Annotated in this window: 19 protein-coding genes; 14 read left to right on the forward strand and 5 right to left on the reverse strand. The window is 38.1% G+C overall.

Annotation, left to right across the window (positions count from 1 at the left end):
* The first annotated feature begins 93 nt into the window (after nucleotides 1-93).
* Nucleotides 94-651 carry a histidine phosphatase family protein gene (locus MKY88_RS10525; RefSeq protein ID WP_328203466.1) on the forward strand — a complete coding sequence of 186 codons (558 nt, stop codon included), beginning with the start codon at nucleotides 94-96 and terminating at the stop codon, nucleotides 649-651.
* 164 nt (nucleotides 652-815) lie between these two features.
* On the opposite strand, the gene MKY88_RS10530 is transcribed toward MKY88_RS10525, so the two are convergent.
* Nucleotides 816-1,370: a GNAT family N-acetyltransferase gene (locus MKY88_RS10530; RefSeq protein WP_328203469.1), complete on the reverse strand. Its 555-nt coding sequence runs from the start codon at nucleotides 1,368-1,370 to the stop codon at nucleotides 816-818.
* 172 nt (nucleotides 1,371-1,542) lie between these two features.
* Here MKY88_RS10530 and MKY88_RS10535 point away from each other — a divergent pair, with 172 nt between their 5' ends.
* From MKY88_RS10535 to MKY88_RS10545, 3 genes are read left to right on the forward strand one after another with little or no spacing between them, the layout of a single operon-like run.
* Nucleotides 1,543-2,133 carry an SMI1/KNR4 family protein gene (locus MKY88_RS10535; RefSeq protein WP_340813576.1) on the forward strand — a complete coding sequence of 197 codons (591 nt, stop codon included), beginning with the start codon at nucleotides 1,543-1,545 and terminating at the stop codon, nucleotides 2,131-2,133.
* Nucleotides 2,133-2,621 (forward strand): GNAT family N-acetyltransferase, encoded by a 489-nt coding sequence (locus tag MKY88_RS10540; protein ID WP_328203473.1) that lies wholly within the window; start codon nucleotides 2,133-2,135, stop codon nucleotides 2,619-2,621. Before MKY88_RS10535 ends, MKY88_RS10540 begins: the two co-directional genes overlap by 1 nt.
* Nucleotides 2,618-3,049: a GNAT family N-acetyltransferase gene (locus MKY88_RS10545; protein ID WP_328203475.1), complete on the forward strand. Its 432-nt coding sequence runs from the start codon at nucleotides 2,618-2,620 to the stop codon at nucleotides 3,047-3,049. Before MKY88_RS10540 ends, MKY88_RS10545 begins: the two co-directional genes overlap by 4 nt.
* 14 nt (nucleotides 3,050-3,063) lie before the next feature.
* On the opposite strand, the gene MKY88_RS10550 is transcribed toward MKY88_RS10545, so the two are convergent.
* Nucleotides 3,064-3,801: a class I SAM-dependent methyltransferase gene (locus MKY88_RS10550; RefSeq protein WP_193831819.1), complete on the reverse strand. Its 738-nt coding sequence runs from the start codon at nucleotides 3,799-3,801 to the stop codon at nucleotides 3,064-3,066.
* 191 nt (nucleotides 3,802-3,992) lie between these two features.
* Here MKY88_RS10550 and MKY88_RS10555 point away from each other — a divergent pair, with 191 nt between their 5' ends.
* The 3 genes from MKY88_RS10555 (at nucleotide 3,993) to MKY88_RS10565 (ending at nucleotide 6,539) form a co-directional block, all read left to right on the forward strand.
* A complete protein-coding gene (locus MKY88_RS10555) occupies nucleotides 3,993-4,745 on the forward strand; it encodes a CPBP family intramembrane glutamic endopeptidase (RefSeq protein ID WP_328203479.1) in 753 nt (250 codons plus the stop codon).
* 140 nt (nucleotides 4,746-4,885) lie between these two features.
* The gene (gene ccsB / locus MKY88_RS10560; RefSeq protein ID WP_340814819.1) at nucleotides 4,886-6,007 is read left to right on the forward strand and encodes a c-type cytochrome biogenesis protein CcsB; all 1,122 of its coding nucleotides are present in this window, start codon (nucleotides 4,886-4,888) and stop codon (nucleotides 6,005-6,007) included.
* Between the two features lie 127 nt (nucleotides 6,008-6,134).
* Complete coding sequence (locus MKY88_RS10565) at nucleotides 6,135-6,539, forward strand: hypothetical protein (protein WP_340813578.1); 405 nt, start codon at nucleotides 6,135-6,137, stop codon at nucleotides 6,537-6,539.
* Nucleotides 6,540-6,600: 61 nt separating this feature from the next.
* Here the strand turns inward: MKY88_RS10565 and MKY88_RS10570 are convergent, their stop codons facing one another.
* From MKY88_RS10570 to MKY88_RS10580, 3 genes are all read right to left on the reverse strand, one after another.
* Nucleotides 6,601-6,801, reverse strand: a complete 201-nt coding sequence (locus tag MKY88_RS10570; protein ID WP_012294314.1) for a cold-shock protein — start codon at nucleotides 6,799-6,801, stop codon at nucleotides 6,601-6,603.
* 215 nt (nucleotides 6,802-7,016) lie between these two features.
* Nucleotides 7,017-7,643, reverse strand: a complete 627-nt coding sequence (locus tag MKY88_RS10575) for a response regulator transcription factor (RefSeq protein WP_069481181.1) — start codon at nucleotides 7,641-7,643, stop codon at nucleotides 7,017-7,019.
* Nucleotides 7,618-9,816 (reverse strand): sensor histidine kinase, encoded by a 2,199-nt coding sequence (locus tag MKY88_RS10580; RefSeq protein ID WP_328203485.1) that lies wholly within the window; start codon nucleotides 9,814-9,816, stop codon nucleotides 7,618-7,620. The genes MKY88_RS10575 and MKY88_RS10580 overlap by 26 nt, the downstream gene beginning before the upstream one ends.
* Before the next feature lie 189 nt (nucleotides 9,817-10,005).
* Here MKY88_RS10580 and MKY88_RS10585 point away from each other — a divergent pair, with 189 nt between their 5' ends.
* From MKY88_RS10585 to aspA, 7 genes are all read left to right on the forward strand, one after another.
* Nucleotides 10,006-10,926 carry a hypothetical protein gene (locus tag MKY88_RS10585; protein ID WP_193831823.1) on the forward strand — a complete coding sequence of 307 codons (921 nt, stop codon included), beginning with the start codon at nucleotides 10,006-10,008 and terminating at the stop codon, nucleotides 10,924-10,926.
* An 81-nt stretch (nucleotides 10,927-11,007) separates the two neighbouring features.
* Complete coding sequence (locus MKY88_RS10590; RefSeq protein WP_193831824.1) at nucleotides 11,008-11,985, forward strand: thymidylate synthase; 978 nt, start codon at nucleotides 11,008-11,010, stop codon at nucleotides 11,983-11,985.
* Between the two features lie 182 nt (nucleotides 11,986-12,167).
* Entirely contained in the window at nucleotides 12,168-12,350 is a 183-nt protein-coding gene (locus MKY88_RS10595) for a hypothetical protein (protein WP_069483334.1), read from the forward strand.
* 44 nt (nucleotides 12,351-12,394) lie between these two features.
* Nucleotides 12,395-12,601, forward strand: a complete 207-nt coding sequence (locus MKY88_RS10600; RefSeq protein WP_069481185.1) for a thymidylate synthase — start codon at nucleotides 12,395-12,397, stop codon at nucleotides 12,599-12,601.
* A gap of 112 nt (nucleotides 12,602-12,713) precedes the next feature.
* Nucleotides 12,714-13,127: an Rrf2 family transcriptional regulator gene (locus MKY88_RS10605; protein WP_025117200.1), complete on the forward strand. Its 414-nt coding sequence runs from the start codon at nucleotides 12,714-12,716 to the stop codon at nucleotides 13,125-13,127.
* 70 nt (nucleotides 13,128-13,197) lie between these two features.
* Complete coding sequence (locus tag MKY88_RS10610; protein ID WP_193831825.1) at nucleotides 13,198-13,827, forward strand: NAD(P)-dependent oxidoreductase; 630 nt, start codon at nucleotides 13,198-13,200, stop codon at nucleotides 13,825-13,827.
* A gap of 295 nt (nucleotides 13,828-14,122) precedes the next feature.
* Nucleotides 14,123-15,544, forward strand: coding sequence for an aspartate ammonia-lyase (gene aspA, locus MKY88_RS10615; RefSeq protein ID WP_008174855.1), 1,422 nt, complete (start codon nucleotides 14,123-14,125; stop codon nucleotides 15,542-15,544).
* Nucleotides 15,545-15,646 lie beyond the last annotated feature (102 nt).

Here is a 15,646-nt window from a genome sequence, read left to right on the forward strand (position 1 = left end):
TGAAATGTATGTTTATTTGGAAATTTCTGTGGATAGCTAAGGATCTTATTTCATTTATCCTGATTCAGCAAGTGATGAGTAGAGGAGACAAGAATGACAGAATTATATTTTGTGAGACATGCACATGCCGATTATTCAGAGGATGAATATCATCGTCCGCTCTCATTAAAAGGGGTGAGGGATGTAGAGCGAGTGACATCTTTTTTCAACGATCACCGCATTGATGCAATATATTCGAGTCCTTATAAAAGAGCCATTCAAACAGTACAGGGTATTGCTAGGTATCATGATGTACCAATCCAAACAATGGATGCACTAAAAGAACGACAGCTTGCCAATGGAGCGATGGGAAATTTTCAGGAAGCGCTACAACGAGTTTGGCAAGAGCCGAGTTTTGCGTGGTCTGGTGGGGAATCCAATCAGCAGGCAATGACACGGGCTGTACAGAGCTTACAATCTATCATTCTTTCTCACCCCCATGACAGCATTGTTATTGGCACACATGGCAATATTATGGTGCTTATGATGCAATCCTTTGATTCACAATATGATTATGCTTTTTGGCAAAAGCTGTCTATGCCTGATGTCTACCGATTATCTTTCCAAGAGCTGACTTTAGTAGAGGTAGAACGAGTATGGCAATCGGGCTGACAGATAACTAGTGACGGTCTTATGGGAGGGTCTATGTAAATGGGCTATTATTGAGGCAGTTGGATAGAGCAACGTGGATGGATTCGTTAAATCCAGTCTGAGTTGATGTAAAGAAAGAAACCCCAAAGAAGACACGATTTATGTATCTCCCTTGGGGACATCTATTATTTGACTAGGGTCCATTCCGAACGTAATAAGCCAAATACTATTATGTCATGGAAGGTGCCGAAGCGGAATATTTCATTTCGTAAATGGCCTTCCTTCGTGAAGCCGCATTTTTCATAGGAGCGAATAGCTGCCGTATTAAAGCTGAATACTTGCAGTTTGATTTTTTGAATAGCCATGTATTGGAAAATGAATTCAATGAGTGTTTTCATAGCATCCGTGCCAAAGCCCTTTCCTTGCCATTGCTGTCCAATTGAAATGCCCACAGAGCAAGTGCTATTTTGCCAGTTAACGGCAAAAACACCACAGGAACCAATCAGTTGCTGAGTCGCTTTTTCATAGATACCAAAGAAGAATTCATCTTTTTTTCCACTGATAGAACGAAAGAACGTGGAATGGTCCTCCATAGTTTGGGGGAAGGGAATTTCATCATTAGCTAGGAGTAAGGTTTTTGTCTCACTTTCAATGGCTACAAATGATTCTAAGTCAGCGGGGGCCATTTGCTGTAAAGTAATGGATTGACCCGCTAAAAATGTTTTTAAATAATTATCCATGTATTATTCTCCCTTTAATAAGGGCTGCAAGTATCGTTACAACCCCTAGATTGATAGCAAAACCTTAACGTCTACTACAATTTTCGCACTCATAGGCACAACTCCTTTAGTTTGAATGCTTAAATTGTACCATGACTACCAATTTCGGGGAATATTTTTCAGAGAGGAAGGAATGGCCGTGCATACAGCCTATTTTAAAAAGTTACTACAATATTTACCGCAAGAGGAGCAACAACAATTACAGAAAGCACATGGTGCCACAGACGCACAAATTGAAAGCTTACTAGATATATTTCCAAATAGTCCGCAATCCTTAATAGAACTATTAAAGGATGTCAATGGCACTTATCATTGTAAGCATGGACAAGAAACTATTAGTGTGCTTGTACTAGGTTCTGATTTGGGAGAATATCCGTATTATTTAAAGTCAGTTGAGCAAATCCTAGCAGATGTTCAAAATCAGCGTGAAACGATTTTTGAGCGTTATCAGGACTTTTTAGAGTATGTGGACATAGATAAAAAGATAAATATCCATGTACCGTTAAATGAACGACTATGCTTTGCAGATTGCATGAATAATGGAGGAACATCTAGTTTGTATCTTGATTTTTCGCCAACTGAAGAGGGCCAAATGGGGCAGGTGATTCGATATGTCCATGATCCCGATAGCTTTGAGGTCATTGCCTCTTCGTTTGATGAATATTTACAACAGCTTGTTGAGGGGGATTATGAGTTTACACCTCTTTACGAGGAGGAGTTTTGATGGCTTTGACATTGAAGTTTTATGAGGACATGGCTCATTCATTAGTAGAGCAATATACCATTACAGAAGAGCAGCTTCGCTATACAAAGTCACCAAAGGATAGCATTGAGCTTGCTAAGGAAGATGACAGTAGACATGCTGTTCTAGCTTTAGATGGGGACAAGCTAGTAACCTTTTTTGTGTTACATGAAAAAGAAGGCGTGAAACCTTATTCATCGAATGAACAGGCATTACTAATTCGCTCATTTTCCACCGATTATCATGAGCAGGGCAAAGGCTATGCAAAAGCAGTTCTTCAATTGTTACCAGACTTTGTTCGTCAGCATTTTCCATTGATTAATGAGCTAGTACTTGGCGTAAATATCCCAAATGTAACGGCACAGGCACTCTATATAAAATGTGGGTTTGTAGATAAGGGTAAACAGGCGACTGGCTTTGGCGAAGAGCTCAAGATAATGAGTTATTATATGAAGGATGTGGAGATTTGAGCGATATAAAAGTGGCAGGGTTGGAGCATTTGCAGGCACTATGTGCAATCGATCAAGAGGTGATTGGGAACTCATCCAGAAGTGATGAAATTCAGCAAGCTATCGAGGAGAAACGTTGTCTGCTTCACCATTTTGCTGATGATATTACAGGATTCTTAATTTCTACTGGGGACTTTTTTGGCTATGACTTCATTTCCTTAGTCATTGTTAAGCCATCAGCGCGAAGAAAGGGTATCGCCTCTGCCTTAATAAATGCATATGTAAAAACAACTAAATCGTTGAAGGTTTTTTCCTCTACGAATCAATCTAACACAAATATGCAACATGTATTTCATGCCTTAGGGTTTGTTAAAAGCGGCGTTATTGATAATCTTGATGACGGTGACCCAGAAATTATTTATGTAAAAATAGCCTCACCACAGCAATAGGGTGAGGCTTGCCTTTATTTTTTGGCTTTTACAAATAAAAAGGATGGTCGGCGAAGTTCCTTTTCAATAGAAGGAAGCTGTTGAATAGCTTCCTCGCTTGGATGAGGTTCAACAATTTTGTCAATCGATAAGCCATGGTCGATTAATGTATTGATGATCGTAGCGATAGTGCGATGATATTTGACCACTCCGTCCACCAGCCATGTTTGCTGTCGTATGCCTTCCGCTTGGTAATCATCCATTGCATAATGTAGCTGTTTACCTTGTTCATCATAAATCCAATTATCCTCCGTCGTGCGGCGAGCAGTAGCAATCGGATGCTCCACGGAGAAAATAAAAACGCCGTCTGGACGTAGCATTTGGGCTATTTGTCCAATGACTGCCTCAAAATTTTTAACATAATGAAGCGAAAGTGAGCTTGTTATACAATCAAAACGATTGGCGGATGCTTCATAATCCTCAATGGCTTGTAGCTGATAATCAATTTGTGGATGCGCATTTTCAGACTGAGCAATGGACAGCATATTACTTGAAACGTCCAAAGCAGTCACATGCTTGGCGTGGTGTTGGATACAGTATTGGGCGAAGTCTCCCATGCCACAGCCAATATCGAGTATTTCTAAATTCGTTAAAGATGGCAGTAATGATTTCATGGTAGGCTGCTCTAATAAGCGGTTATAATTAGTTGGTCTTTGACGTAATGCCTTGTATTGATGGAAAAATTCAGGGTTGTCATAAATATTTTGTTTCATTTTAACCTCCAGCTTGTGAAACATAACGTTATGTCAATTGTGCGCACTATTATTTTCCCATGCGAGATGAAAAAGAAATAGACTTATAATACAATTTTTTGTAAGATGTAGATAGAGGCATGCCATCATTCAATAGCGATGAAATTCCATATATTAACAAATGTGTGGTTTGTTTTTTGAGGAGGAAACTAATGAAAAATTATGTTCTACTCATGACGATGTTTTGTATATATAGCCTCACATTTTTGACGCATTATTTTCTGGATTTCCTAGAAAATGGTAGAGCATTTCTTGGCGTTAGCATGATTATCCCATTGCTATCGGTGATTATTGTTCAAAAGATTTTCACCCAGCTACCCATTTTATCAACGTTTTCCTTCACAAAGCCTAAATGGTCATGGCTCCTAGCCAGTATTTTCATACCTTTTTCGTTAGCTCTCCTAGTACATAGCTATTTTTACTTGGCGTATCATCAATCCTTTCTCATCATCACCCCATCTCAATTGAGTATGTTATTACTAATTGGGCTCACCATTAGTACAGGCTCGGCTTTACTAGAAGAAATCATCTGGCGAGGCTATTTCCATGTTTATTTGCGGCAAAGCTATAGCTTTTGGTCGACCGCTAGCCTTATCGGAGTAGGGTGGTCCTTATGGCATTTACCTATAGCTGTACTATATAAGCCCTATATTATGCCGGCTGTTGGAATACCTGCGTATTTGTTGCTCCTTTTTGGGTTATCCATCGTGCTTTCAATCATTCGAGAATTAGGTCAATCCATTGTGCCTGTTGCTATTTTCCATGGAATGATGAATGTCTTTTACTTAGGGGATGGACAGAGTATGACCGTTTCTCCAGATAATCAAGAGATCGTCAAATGTCTTGCGATCATCGTATTCCTCTTCCTTTTTTGCCATAAAAATGTAACAATTTTAAAAAATTAAAAAATTTAAAAGGAAAATATGGCACTTCTTGTCATCTTTAGCGTTCTTATTATTTGGAAGCAAATTCCGTATTAAAAGACGTTGGAGGGATTTAGTTGAATCAAGAAACCTTATTATCCATTAGTAGCAATGCCTTATTCATGGCCTTCATTCTACTACTGATTGCGATTGTGCCATTAGGGCTTGCTGTCAAATCGAAAGGGAAGATGTTTGGCAAGCTGGGTATACTCCTTACTTATGCTGCCTTTGTCCTACAACTCGTTTATTTTGTAGTTAGGTGGGTAGCCGTGGATCATGCACCCGTCAGCAATATGTATGAATTTATGACGTTCTTTGGCATCATGCTTACAGGGAGTTATCTCATCATCCATTTTTTATACAAGCAACTTGTTGTGGGCTTATTTACGATTCCTGTGTCCTTAATCATTCTTGGCTATGGAAGCGTTTTCGCAAAAGAAGTGTCACCACTTGTACCTTCCTTGCAGAGTCACTGGTTAACGATACATGTGATGACCGTCGCTTTTTCCAGTGCGATTTTATCAGTGTCCTTTGCCACTGGATTAATATTTTTATTAAGAACATTGGATGTTTCTAAAAAATCCATCAGTACATATTCGTTAGAATTCGTCTTGTATTGCTTGGTTGTCGTAATTGGATTTATTGGCATTTCGACTTTTTTCAGCCTAACAGCGGATGACATACAAGTACAATTCGAGAATGCTCAAGGTCAATCAGAAAAAGCAGTCTATTCCATGAAACCATTAATCGTGAATAAAGGAGCGGTCACAGAAAATGGTGATGCAGTGGGATTATTCGAAATGACAAATAAAATAGATGCTAAAAAGTTAAATTCGATTGTCTGGGCATTTATGATTGGTACGGTCTTATATACTGCTATTCGTCTCGTTACAAGGAAATCGGTGAGTGTCATATTAAAGCCATGGACGAGTCGCGTTCAACCACTAATGGATGAAATCTCCTATCGAGCAGTTGTCATTGGCTTCCCATTATTTGCATTAGGTGGTCTATTGTTTGCCATGATTTGGGCGCAAATAGCTTGGAGTCGTTACTGGGGATGGGACCCTAAAGAAGTTTGGGCACTGATTACTTTTTTATTCTACGCAGCCTTTCTCCATTTCCGTTTATCCAAAGGCTGGGAAGGGGAGAAAACAGCCTGGCTTGCCATCATTGGCTTCGGTATCATCGTGTTTAACCAGGTGTTTGTTAATTTAGTGATTGCAGGCTTGCATTCTTATGCGTAGGGACCCTTTGCTCGTTTGCCATATGATGACGATCCTAAGTAAACATAGGAGCAGCTCATTTAGATAGAAAGTACGTTATTCGACCTATTCAAATCAAGCCATAACATGAAAGGAAAATATATTGACTATGTCCTTTTTTCTAAAATTGAATATTGCTAGTCTGCTGTATGGTTTGATTTTCTTTCTATCTATGGCATTACAACTCAACTATTATCGGCTACTACGACTTACTGGCTGGTCTGCGGACAATTTGGATCTTTTCTTGCTAATTGTTCAATTAGTGGGGTTTATTGTAGCGACGATATTTATGTATAAACTCGCAGGTACATGGCTAGGGCATCGCCGCTCGGTTTATGCAACAATGATTCTATGGTTACCATATACTGTGATCTTCACAATGGTCTTTGCCTATTTGTTTCCTATTTCCGATCAGGGAGATATGCCAGTACCTGTACAAGGGCTTATTTTGTTGGTCATGCTTGGTGGATATCCGTTGTATATTGCTATCATAAGTCTTGCTGCGAGGACATGAAAAAAGAGACATCCTTAAATGGGATGTCTCTTTTCATTTGCTCGTCTATGTTGGGTGAATATTATAGTTTCACTACATTCGTTGCTTGAGGTCCACGGTTGCCTTCTTCTACGCCGAATTCAACTTTTTGGCCCTCTTCTAAAGTTTTGAAGCCATCTGTTTGGATAGCTGAGAAATGTACGAATACATCATTGCCACCTTCAACTGCGATGAAGCCAAAACCTTTTTCTGCGTTAAACCATTTTACTGTCCCTTGTGTCATGTAAACACCCTCCCAAAAAAATTCAACAATCAATTTCTTCAATACATATAAAAAGCCGTATTCCCTTTGAATACCAGTTTTTAATCGTAGCAATGAAGTAATGTAATTATTAGCTTTATTATAGTACAGAATTGTTTGTATATCCAGTAAATTCCGTTTTTAGTAAGAAAAAATTTACAATTGTAATCTATTAGTAATGAAACGGTCTTCTAGCATTACTCAATCCATGCTTTTTCCTTTGCTACAATCACTGCCTCTGCACGAGATTCAACGTTTAATTTTACGAATAGTTTTGATAAATAATTTTCTACGGTTCTTTGGGTAACACCGATAGCAGACGCAATGGCTTTATTCGTACAGCCTTGAGCTACAAGCTGTAAAATTTCCTGTTCTTTATCACTGAGTAATACTTCCTGCTGGGTATTCGGCAAATTGGATCGTTGCTGGACAAAATCTAAGAAGTCAGCTGCAAGTAATATTTCGCCACGTAGGGCAGCTTGAATCGTTTGGATGACTTGCTCTTTTGTTGCTAGTTTTGATAATAAGCCATCGATCTTTTTCTCAATTAATAGCTCATAATAATCGGAAAGCTCGTAGCCTGTATATAGAATAATGAGGGCCTCTGGTTGTTTTTTCTTGATCATTTCTGCTAGTTGGATACCGTTGATCGGTTTCATATTAATATCAATGAGAAATAACTGAAAGGCTTCTGTATCCATTCTTAGTAAAACTGCTGCACTATCCTGCTCTGTTTCAATCTGGACATTGACTAAATCCTGTAACAATGTTTTTGTACCATCTAAAACGACAGGATGGTCATCTATAATAAGTATGTTCATCATATGAATCCCCGTCCTCTTGTATTTGAATATAAATATGCATGCCTTTATTGTGGCTAGATTGGATGGTGATGTCTCCATTAAAGGCACGGACACGCTCACGAATTCCATTAATGCCCATGGAAGCTGAGGACTGAATTAAATCCTCAATATCACAGCCTACCCCATTATCATCATATTGTAGAATAAAGCCTTTAGGTATCGCTTGTAGAGTTAGTGAAACTTCTGTAGCATTAGCGTGTTTAATCGCATTATTTAACAGCTCCTGTACTAGGCGATAGACGACTAGGTGGAGTGTGACATCCTGAAATTCTACTCGTTCAATTTGCGAGCTTACTAAAAAGTCAGCCCGGATTTTTACCTTTTGAATTAATTTTTTTAAGGCTATTTGTAAGCCAAAGGTATCCAGTAATGGTGGGCTTAAATTCTCACAATACTCTCGTAGATCCTTTGTGGCATTCAGTAGCTGTTCACGAATATCCAAGATGGTGTCCTTTTGAATAATAGGGGTGCCAGCGAGGACATCGAGTTCTCTTGCTAAATGTAGCTGCTCCTGCAAAATCGTATCGTGTAGTTCCTGTGCTAAAATACTCTTTTCCTTCTCAATAATATTCCATAATAGTTTATCAAGCCAAGGAAGCGGCGTATCACTGGTATTTTTCATATGTTGAACTTCGAGTACTAAATCTTCAATTTGCTGTAAATTATTAATAGACATTGAAACATATAGTGCAAGTAGCTCTAGCCACAGTAGTTCTTCCTTTTGTAAAGTATGCTTTATTTCTAGCATTATTTTTTCATCACCTGCATCATGTAGTAGCAATTTTGTGTAGTGGCTTCCAAGCAGGGGAGCTGGTGTATCTTCTGTGACCGTACTTATAAGAAAGGCTGTCGTTCCTAACTTTTCAGTGATTTCATACTTAAAGCGTTCCAATAATTCTTGTTGATTTTTAGCCTTACCCATACGTTGAACGGCGGCATATAAATTATGTACATAATTCCCAGTAGAGGAAAAAATAATTTTTCGATACTTAAAATCAATACGTTCTTTAATATAAAAACTAGCCATCATCACCATGAAAACTAGTAAAAAAATACTTGTAACATGGACAATAGATAATTGAACCATAATCAAAAGGGCGATGCCAGTTGTCAGTAGAAGCGCACTGAAAAATGCTAGAGTCGAATAATAACGTAATCTTGATAACTGGTATTCAATATCAAATAATCGTTCATTCACTTGGATGAACAGAAATGAAAAAGGGATAAATAATAAAAATAACGAGGCAATATCAGCATGTAATAATGGCTTATGGTCTAAAATTTCAGGTATCACGAAAAAGATCAGGAATGGTAAAAATGGAATGATAAAGGCAATGGCAATCAACCGAATTTTAGCTAGTTTTGTCCGTAAATAACTGGTTAATAAAATGTAAATAGCATAAAGCACGAGTATTGCGAATATACCTAAGTTCAGGAGAGGGGTAATCTCTCTGAATGATGGTTTAAAACCTTCCAGTAAGTAACAAAATGGGATGATTAATGATGATAAATAAAGCCATTTGCTGTCAATATAAGCCCATTGGATTTGAAGGTAACGGAAAAAGTGCTGTAAAAAATGAATGAAAAGTACCATGCACAAAATAATACATATGCCAATAACAATCTGGCCAATAAGATTGCCCCTTGCCGATGCCCCAGTACTAATATAGGCCAACGAACAGGTTAACAAAAATAAAGTCAATAAAAATGTCGGAGGGTTATCCTTATTGCGTCGCCATAAATAAATGGCCACACCGAAAGCTAAAAGAAAATAGAAGATCGGGAATAGAATTTGCAAATATAATTCTTCTGGCATATCTATATGCTTCACATCAATTGTTTGAATTGTCCCATCAGACTTTTGGATAGTTAATTGTTTAGCACTTCTAATCAATGAGAACAGTCGCACAGAGCGATTTTCCCAGGCTGGTTGCCCATCAATAGCCAGAACAATATCACCCTGTTCAATATTTTTTTGATGAGCCCATGAAGTGTAGTAGCTATCCATAATAGCTGCTTGCCCATTTGTTGTATCAAGGGTAAGACTAATAAACGGTGTTTTTATGGCAATCGCTAATACGTAAATGCCGAGAATTAAATAGGTAAGAAAAATACAATATGTCCATTTTTTCATTTTGAAACCTCTGTTTGCTAGATGATAATAAACTCCTATATATTATCGCTAATTATTGATAAATTTGGAATACCGAAATATAGGCTTTCGGAAAACCACTATTGCGTTTTCGGAATGACGAAATAGTTTTTTCGGACATGGCTATGATAGTGTAAGTTTAATAATCATGACGAAAAGGGGGACTATGACGTGAAAAAAGGCGTTTTAACACTAATTCTTTTTTTCTTAATCGCTTTGATTACGATCCCGTTGACCACGAAGGCAAAGATGGTTAATGAAGATAAAGTCGAGGTTGAAATTTGTCTAATCGGTAGTGATAACCATTTTGTTTATAAAATTCCAAAGAGATTACATAAAGATATACCATATTCGGAGATGAGAAATGGCATTCAAGCATCTTTAGCCAGTCATTGGGAAATTGAAGAAGCACGTTACGATACGAATAAATCGGATGTTTCCTATACTTTTTACATTCAGGATTTATTCCAAGAAAAGCAAGATGGGCAGCTAAAAGTAGCAATTCCATATAGTATCTTGGTAGGGATGTTTGGAGAGCAAGATCCGATTCAATTGAAAATTTTAGCGAGTAAGTTATCGAATTGGACGGTCAATACGAAGGATTGGACAGCGCTCGGTTTCATGGAGCCTTTTACTTTTTTAAGTGAACGTCAATATGTTTATGAAGGAGCCGTTAATGATTTATTGAACCAAAGAGTAGGTCATTTTGATGGTACGATTCAGAAACGTCCATTTATCCTTTACGCGGTCATCTATTTTAGTTTTATGGTGGTCCAATTGCTTGCTTGTTTTATTTTATCGAGACGATTAAAAAAGAAAGTCATCAACAATCCAGCCAATTTACATCAGTTCCGTAAACTAAATTACATGTACCAATCATTGCCAATCATGATTATTGTTGCGCAAATTATTTTCCTTGTACTTTCGGGGTTGATTACGGCATTCGGTCTTTATTTCAGTCCAGGCATCGATTTATTAGTTATTGTTGGACCTGTTTTATTAAATATCATCTTGCTTCCTACCTTTTTTGTCACAACAGAGAGTGAAATTTCGAGAGAGCTGAAGAACACCTCCTCTCATTCTGGCTTATAATGAAATAATTTCTTCATACGAAAATACGTGATGAAATGGTATAATGGTCAACAGCAAACTGGAAGGAGCTGTTGAAGAAAAATGACGCATCCAGAAATGGCGTACTTAAATTTACTACAACATATATTAGAAAATGGCACGAAAAAAGAGGATCGAACTGGGACGGGTACATATAGCGTCTTTGGTTATCAAATGCGTTTTGATTTAAGTAAAGGATTTCCTCTTTTAACGACAAAGCGCGTACCTTTTAAGCTTGTCGCGAGCGAATTATTATGGTTCATCAAAGGGGATACGAATATTCGTTATCTATTGCAACATAATAATCATATTTGGGATGAATGGGCATTTAAAAAATGGGTTGAATCAGATGACTATAAAGGACCAGATATGACGGATTTTGGTCGACGTTGTTTAGTCGATGACGCATTTAATACATTGTACCAGCAAGAGTTAACATCATTTTGTGAGCGTGTCTTAGCAGATGATGACTTTGCTCAAAAATACGGAGAGCTTGGCAATGTCTATGGTAAACAATGGCGTCATTGGACAGCATCTACTGGTGAAAGTATCGACCAGTTGCAGGATGTCATTCATCAAATAAAGCATAATCCAGATTCACGCCGTATTATTGTCAATGCGTGGAACCCGGAGGATGTTATCAATGCAGGTGCGAAGGGCAGTAAAGCCGCATTGCCACCATGTCACGTCATGTTTCAATTTTATGTATCTAATGGTAAATTAAGCTGTCAGCTTATGCAAAGAAGCTTGGACACTTTATTAGGCTGTCCTTTTAATATAGCTTCTTACGCATTGTTAACACATTTGATTGCACATGAGTGTGGATTAGAGGTGGGCGAATTTATTCATAGCATTGGGGATGCTCATATTTATGCGAACCATGTGGAACAAGTAAAAGAACAGCTAGCTCGGGAGCCAAAGGAACTACCGACGCTACACATCAATCCAAATAAAACATCGATTTTTGATATCGAGCTTGAGGATTTATCAATTGAGGGGTATGATCCACATCCGGCTATTAAAGCGCCGATTGCCGTCTAACAAAAGCAGCAGCCATTTTGGTTGCTGTTTTTTTGCCACTATAAGTGGGTCAAAATATATGTTTTGCTAAATAGGCTAGTAGTTGGATGACTGATAGCTAGGAAGTTGATTATAGTAATTGTGGGATTGTTAGCATTATTTGGTATGGAAGGTCGGTCAAATTTATGGTAGAGGTGAAAGTTGTGAAGAAAACAATGGTCCAAGTAGAAGAAAATGAGCAACAGTCCGATCATCTAAAACGAAAAAAGGTTTCCGAGCAACAAGTGCAGGACGCTAACACCTCCAATTTATCCCGGCAACAACTTTTCGACATGATGCAAGTGATTGAAGAAATCCGTATTAAAGGCTATAAAGAAAGACTATAAATGTAAGCGCCTTCTAAGCTATAATGGCTGAGGAGGTGTTTTTTATGAACGTAATCTTTGTAGATTCAATCACGGGCGATGAATTATTACACATGGTATCACACGATGTGGCAGGTATACTTGCGGCAGCACAGGGGGAAAGTGTGACTTTTCCAGTGGGTCATTTTAAATATGAATTTCATAATTTAGATTTTTATGAGGACAATGGGCAAATACGACAGGAACTATTGATTTATGTAAATAAAATCTAAATGTATGTATAGATAAGTAAAGAAACGGAAAAATAAAGACAGGTAGCAAAAGCAAAGTGCTTGCTTTTTTATCTACCTGTAACTATAATAGTTACAACAGGTGGTGATACATATGGTGAACAGTCGATTTTCGGTGGCGATCCATATTCTTTCGCTAATTGCTACAACATCTGATAAAAGCTTACTTACGTCCGATTTTATCGCTGGAAGTGTAAATACAAATCCAGTGGTTGTAAGACGTATGATTGGTGTTCTGAAAAAGGCAGGCTTACTTTTATCACATTCAGGGGTTGCGGGGTATGAGCTTTTAGTGGAGCCAAAGAATTTAACACTTTTAGCAATTTATCAAGCAATCGATGGGCCAGAACAGCTTTTTGCGATTCATGATGAGCCAAATCCAGCGTGTGCAGTGGGGCGAGAAATCCAACATACTTTGGAAGATGTGTACACATCTATTTGGCAGGCAATGGAAGCGCAGCTACAGGCACAGACTTTGCAGGATGTGCTAGATCAGCTTCGTACTTAAGCGAAGATGGTCTTTCTGTATCTAACCTGTAACTAAAATGGTTACAACTATAAATAAGGAGGAACATACAATGAAAATTGCTGTCATTGGTGCAACAGGTAAAGCAGGACAAAAAATAGTAGAGGAAGCGGTGCAACGTGGTCATGAAGTAACAGCTATCGTTCGTTCTGCAGCAAAAGTAACAACAGCTATCCCCGTAATAGAAAAAGACGTGTTTCATTTAACACAAGACGAAATGAAAGACTTCGATGTTGTAGTGAATGCGTTTGGCGCACCAGCTGGTCAGGAAGATTTACATGTGAAAGCGGGTCGTCATTTAATCGGAATTTTCGAAGGCATTGATACAAAATTATTTGTTGTAGGAGGGGCAGGTAGTCTTTTTGTAGACCCAGAAAAACAAATCCGTGTAATGGAAACACCTGATTTCCCAGCTATGTTCCTAGCAACTGCGCAAAATCAAGGACAAAATCTACAGGACCTACAACAATCGGCTATCCAATGGACATTTTTAAGTCCGTCTGCATTTTTTGATCCAGAAGGTCCACGTACTGGTCACTATACAACAGGGGTAGATCATTTATTAGTAAATGAAGCTGGTGATAGTTATGTAAGTTACGCAGATTATGCAGTGGCAGTATTGGATGAGCTTGAAAATCCTCAACATCAAAATAGCCGTTTTACTGTAACATCGAATAAATAATAGAAGAATGAACAAACCAATAGAATGAACCTTGTCGGTTATTCTATTGGTTTTTTTTGAATAATTGCTTAACGAGGACAGTATCTGTTTTAACGCTATTTCAAACAGTTGCCTAATTAATTTGTATCTAACCTTTATCGGCTAATAATGCTAGGGCATTATTAAAATGTGCTCGGTTTTTAGCGATTTCTTTGCTTTTTTGAAGGATTTTTTTCGTTTGCAGAAAAATGACTGTTTACAATACGACTTTTATTAGCTACTATCAAGTGTGAGTATTACATAAAAGGAGACGACAATGATGTCAACACAACGTATAGAAAAAGATTTTTTAGGTGAGCGCGTATTACCAGCAGAGGCTTATTACGGAATTCAAACACTACGTGCAACGGAAAACTTCCCAATTACAGGCTACACAATTCACTCTTCACTTATTAAGGCGATGGGGATTGTGAAGAAAGCAGCTGCTTTAAGTAATATGGAAGTACACCTATTATCAAAAGAAATTGGTGAGGCAATTGTCGAAGCAGCACAAGAAGTAATTGATGGCAAATGGGATGCAGAATTCCTTGTAGACCCAATCCAAGGTGGAGCAGGTACATCCATCAATATGAATGCAAACGAAGTCATCGCCAACCGTGCCCTAGAAATTTTAGGGAAAGAAAAGGGTGACTATCATACAGTTAGTCCAAACAGTCATGTCAATATGTCACAATCAACAAATGATGCTTTCCCAACAGCCATTCATATCGCTGTGTTAAATTTAATAGATGAATTATTAGAAACAATGGATTATATGCAATCCGTTTTCCATCAAAAAGCAGAGCAATTTGCACATGTCATTAAAATGGGACGTACGCATTTACAGGACGCTGTGCCAATTCGCTTAGGACAAGAGTTCGAAGCTTATTGCCGTGTCATCAACCGTGATATTGTACGTATTCGTCAAACACGTCCAAACTTATATGATGTAAATATGGGTGCAACTGCAGTAGGTACAGGCTTAAATGCTTTCCCAGATTATATTAAATCTGTCGATGAGCATCTTGCAGAAATCTCTGGTTTACCATTAAAGGGTGCGACACATTTAGTTGATGCTACACAAAATACAGATGCTTATACAGAAGTATCTGGTGCGTTAAAAATTTGTATGATTAATATGTCGAAAATTGCTAATGACTTACGCTTAATGGCTTCTGGTCCACGTGCCGGTTTAGGGGAAATCCTTTTACCAGCTCGTCAACCAGGTTCTTCAATCATGCCAGGTAAAGTGAACCCTGTTATGCCAGAAGTACTGAACCAAGTGGCGTTCCAAGTAATTGGTAACGACCATACAATTTCATTAGCTTCTGAAGCTGGTCAATTAGAGTTAAATGTGATGGAGCCTGTATTAGTATTTAACCTTATCCAATCTATCAGCATTATGAATAATGTTTTCCGTGCGTTTACAGAAAACTGCTTAAAAGATATCGAAGCAAATGAAGAACGTATGAAAGAATATGTAGAGAAAAGTGTAGGGGTATTAACTGCTGTGAACCCTCATATTGGCTATGAAGTTGCTGCTCGTCTTGCACGTGAAGCGATTCTAACAGGTCGTTCAATCCGTGAGCTTTGTATTGAAGCGGGTGTTTTAACAAAAGAACAACTAGACCTAATTTTAGATCCATATGAAATGACACATCCAGGTATCGCTGGCTCAAGCATCATGAACTTAAAATAATAGTATGGACTGTAGATATGCCTTTGTGGCTGTCTACAGTCTTTTTTTATGAGTTTTCAGAACTTTACTCATGTAAAAAGGGGCTTTTTCTTATGTTTTTTA

This window comes from Lysinibacillus sp. FSL R7-0073 (genome assembly GCF_038009065.1).
Classification (GTDB): Bacteria; Bacillota; Bacilli; order Bacillales_A; family Planococcaceae; genus Lysinibacillus; species Lysinibacillus fusiformis.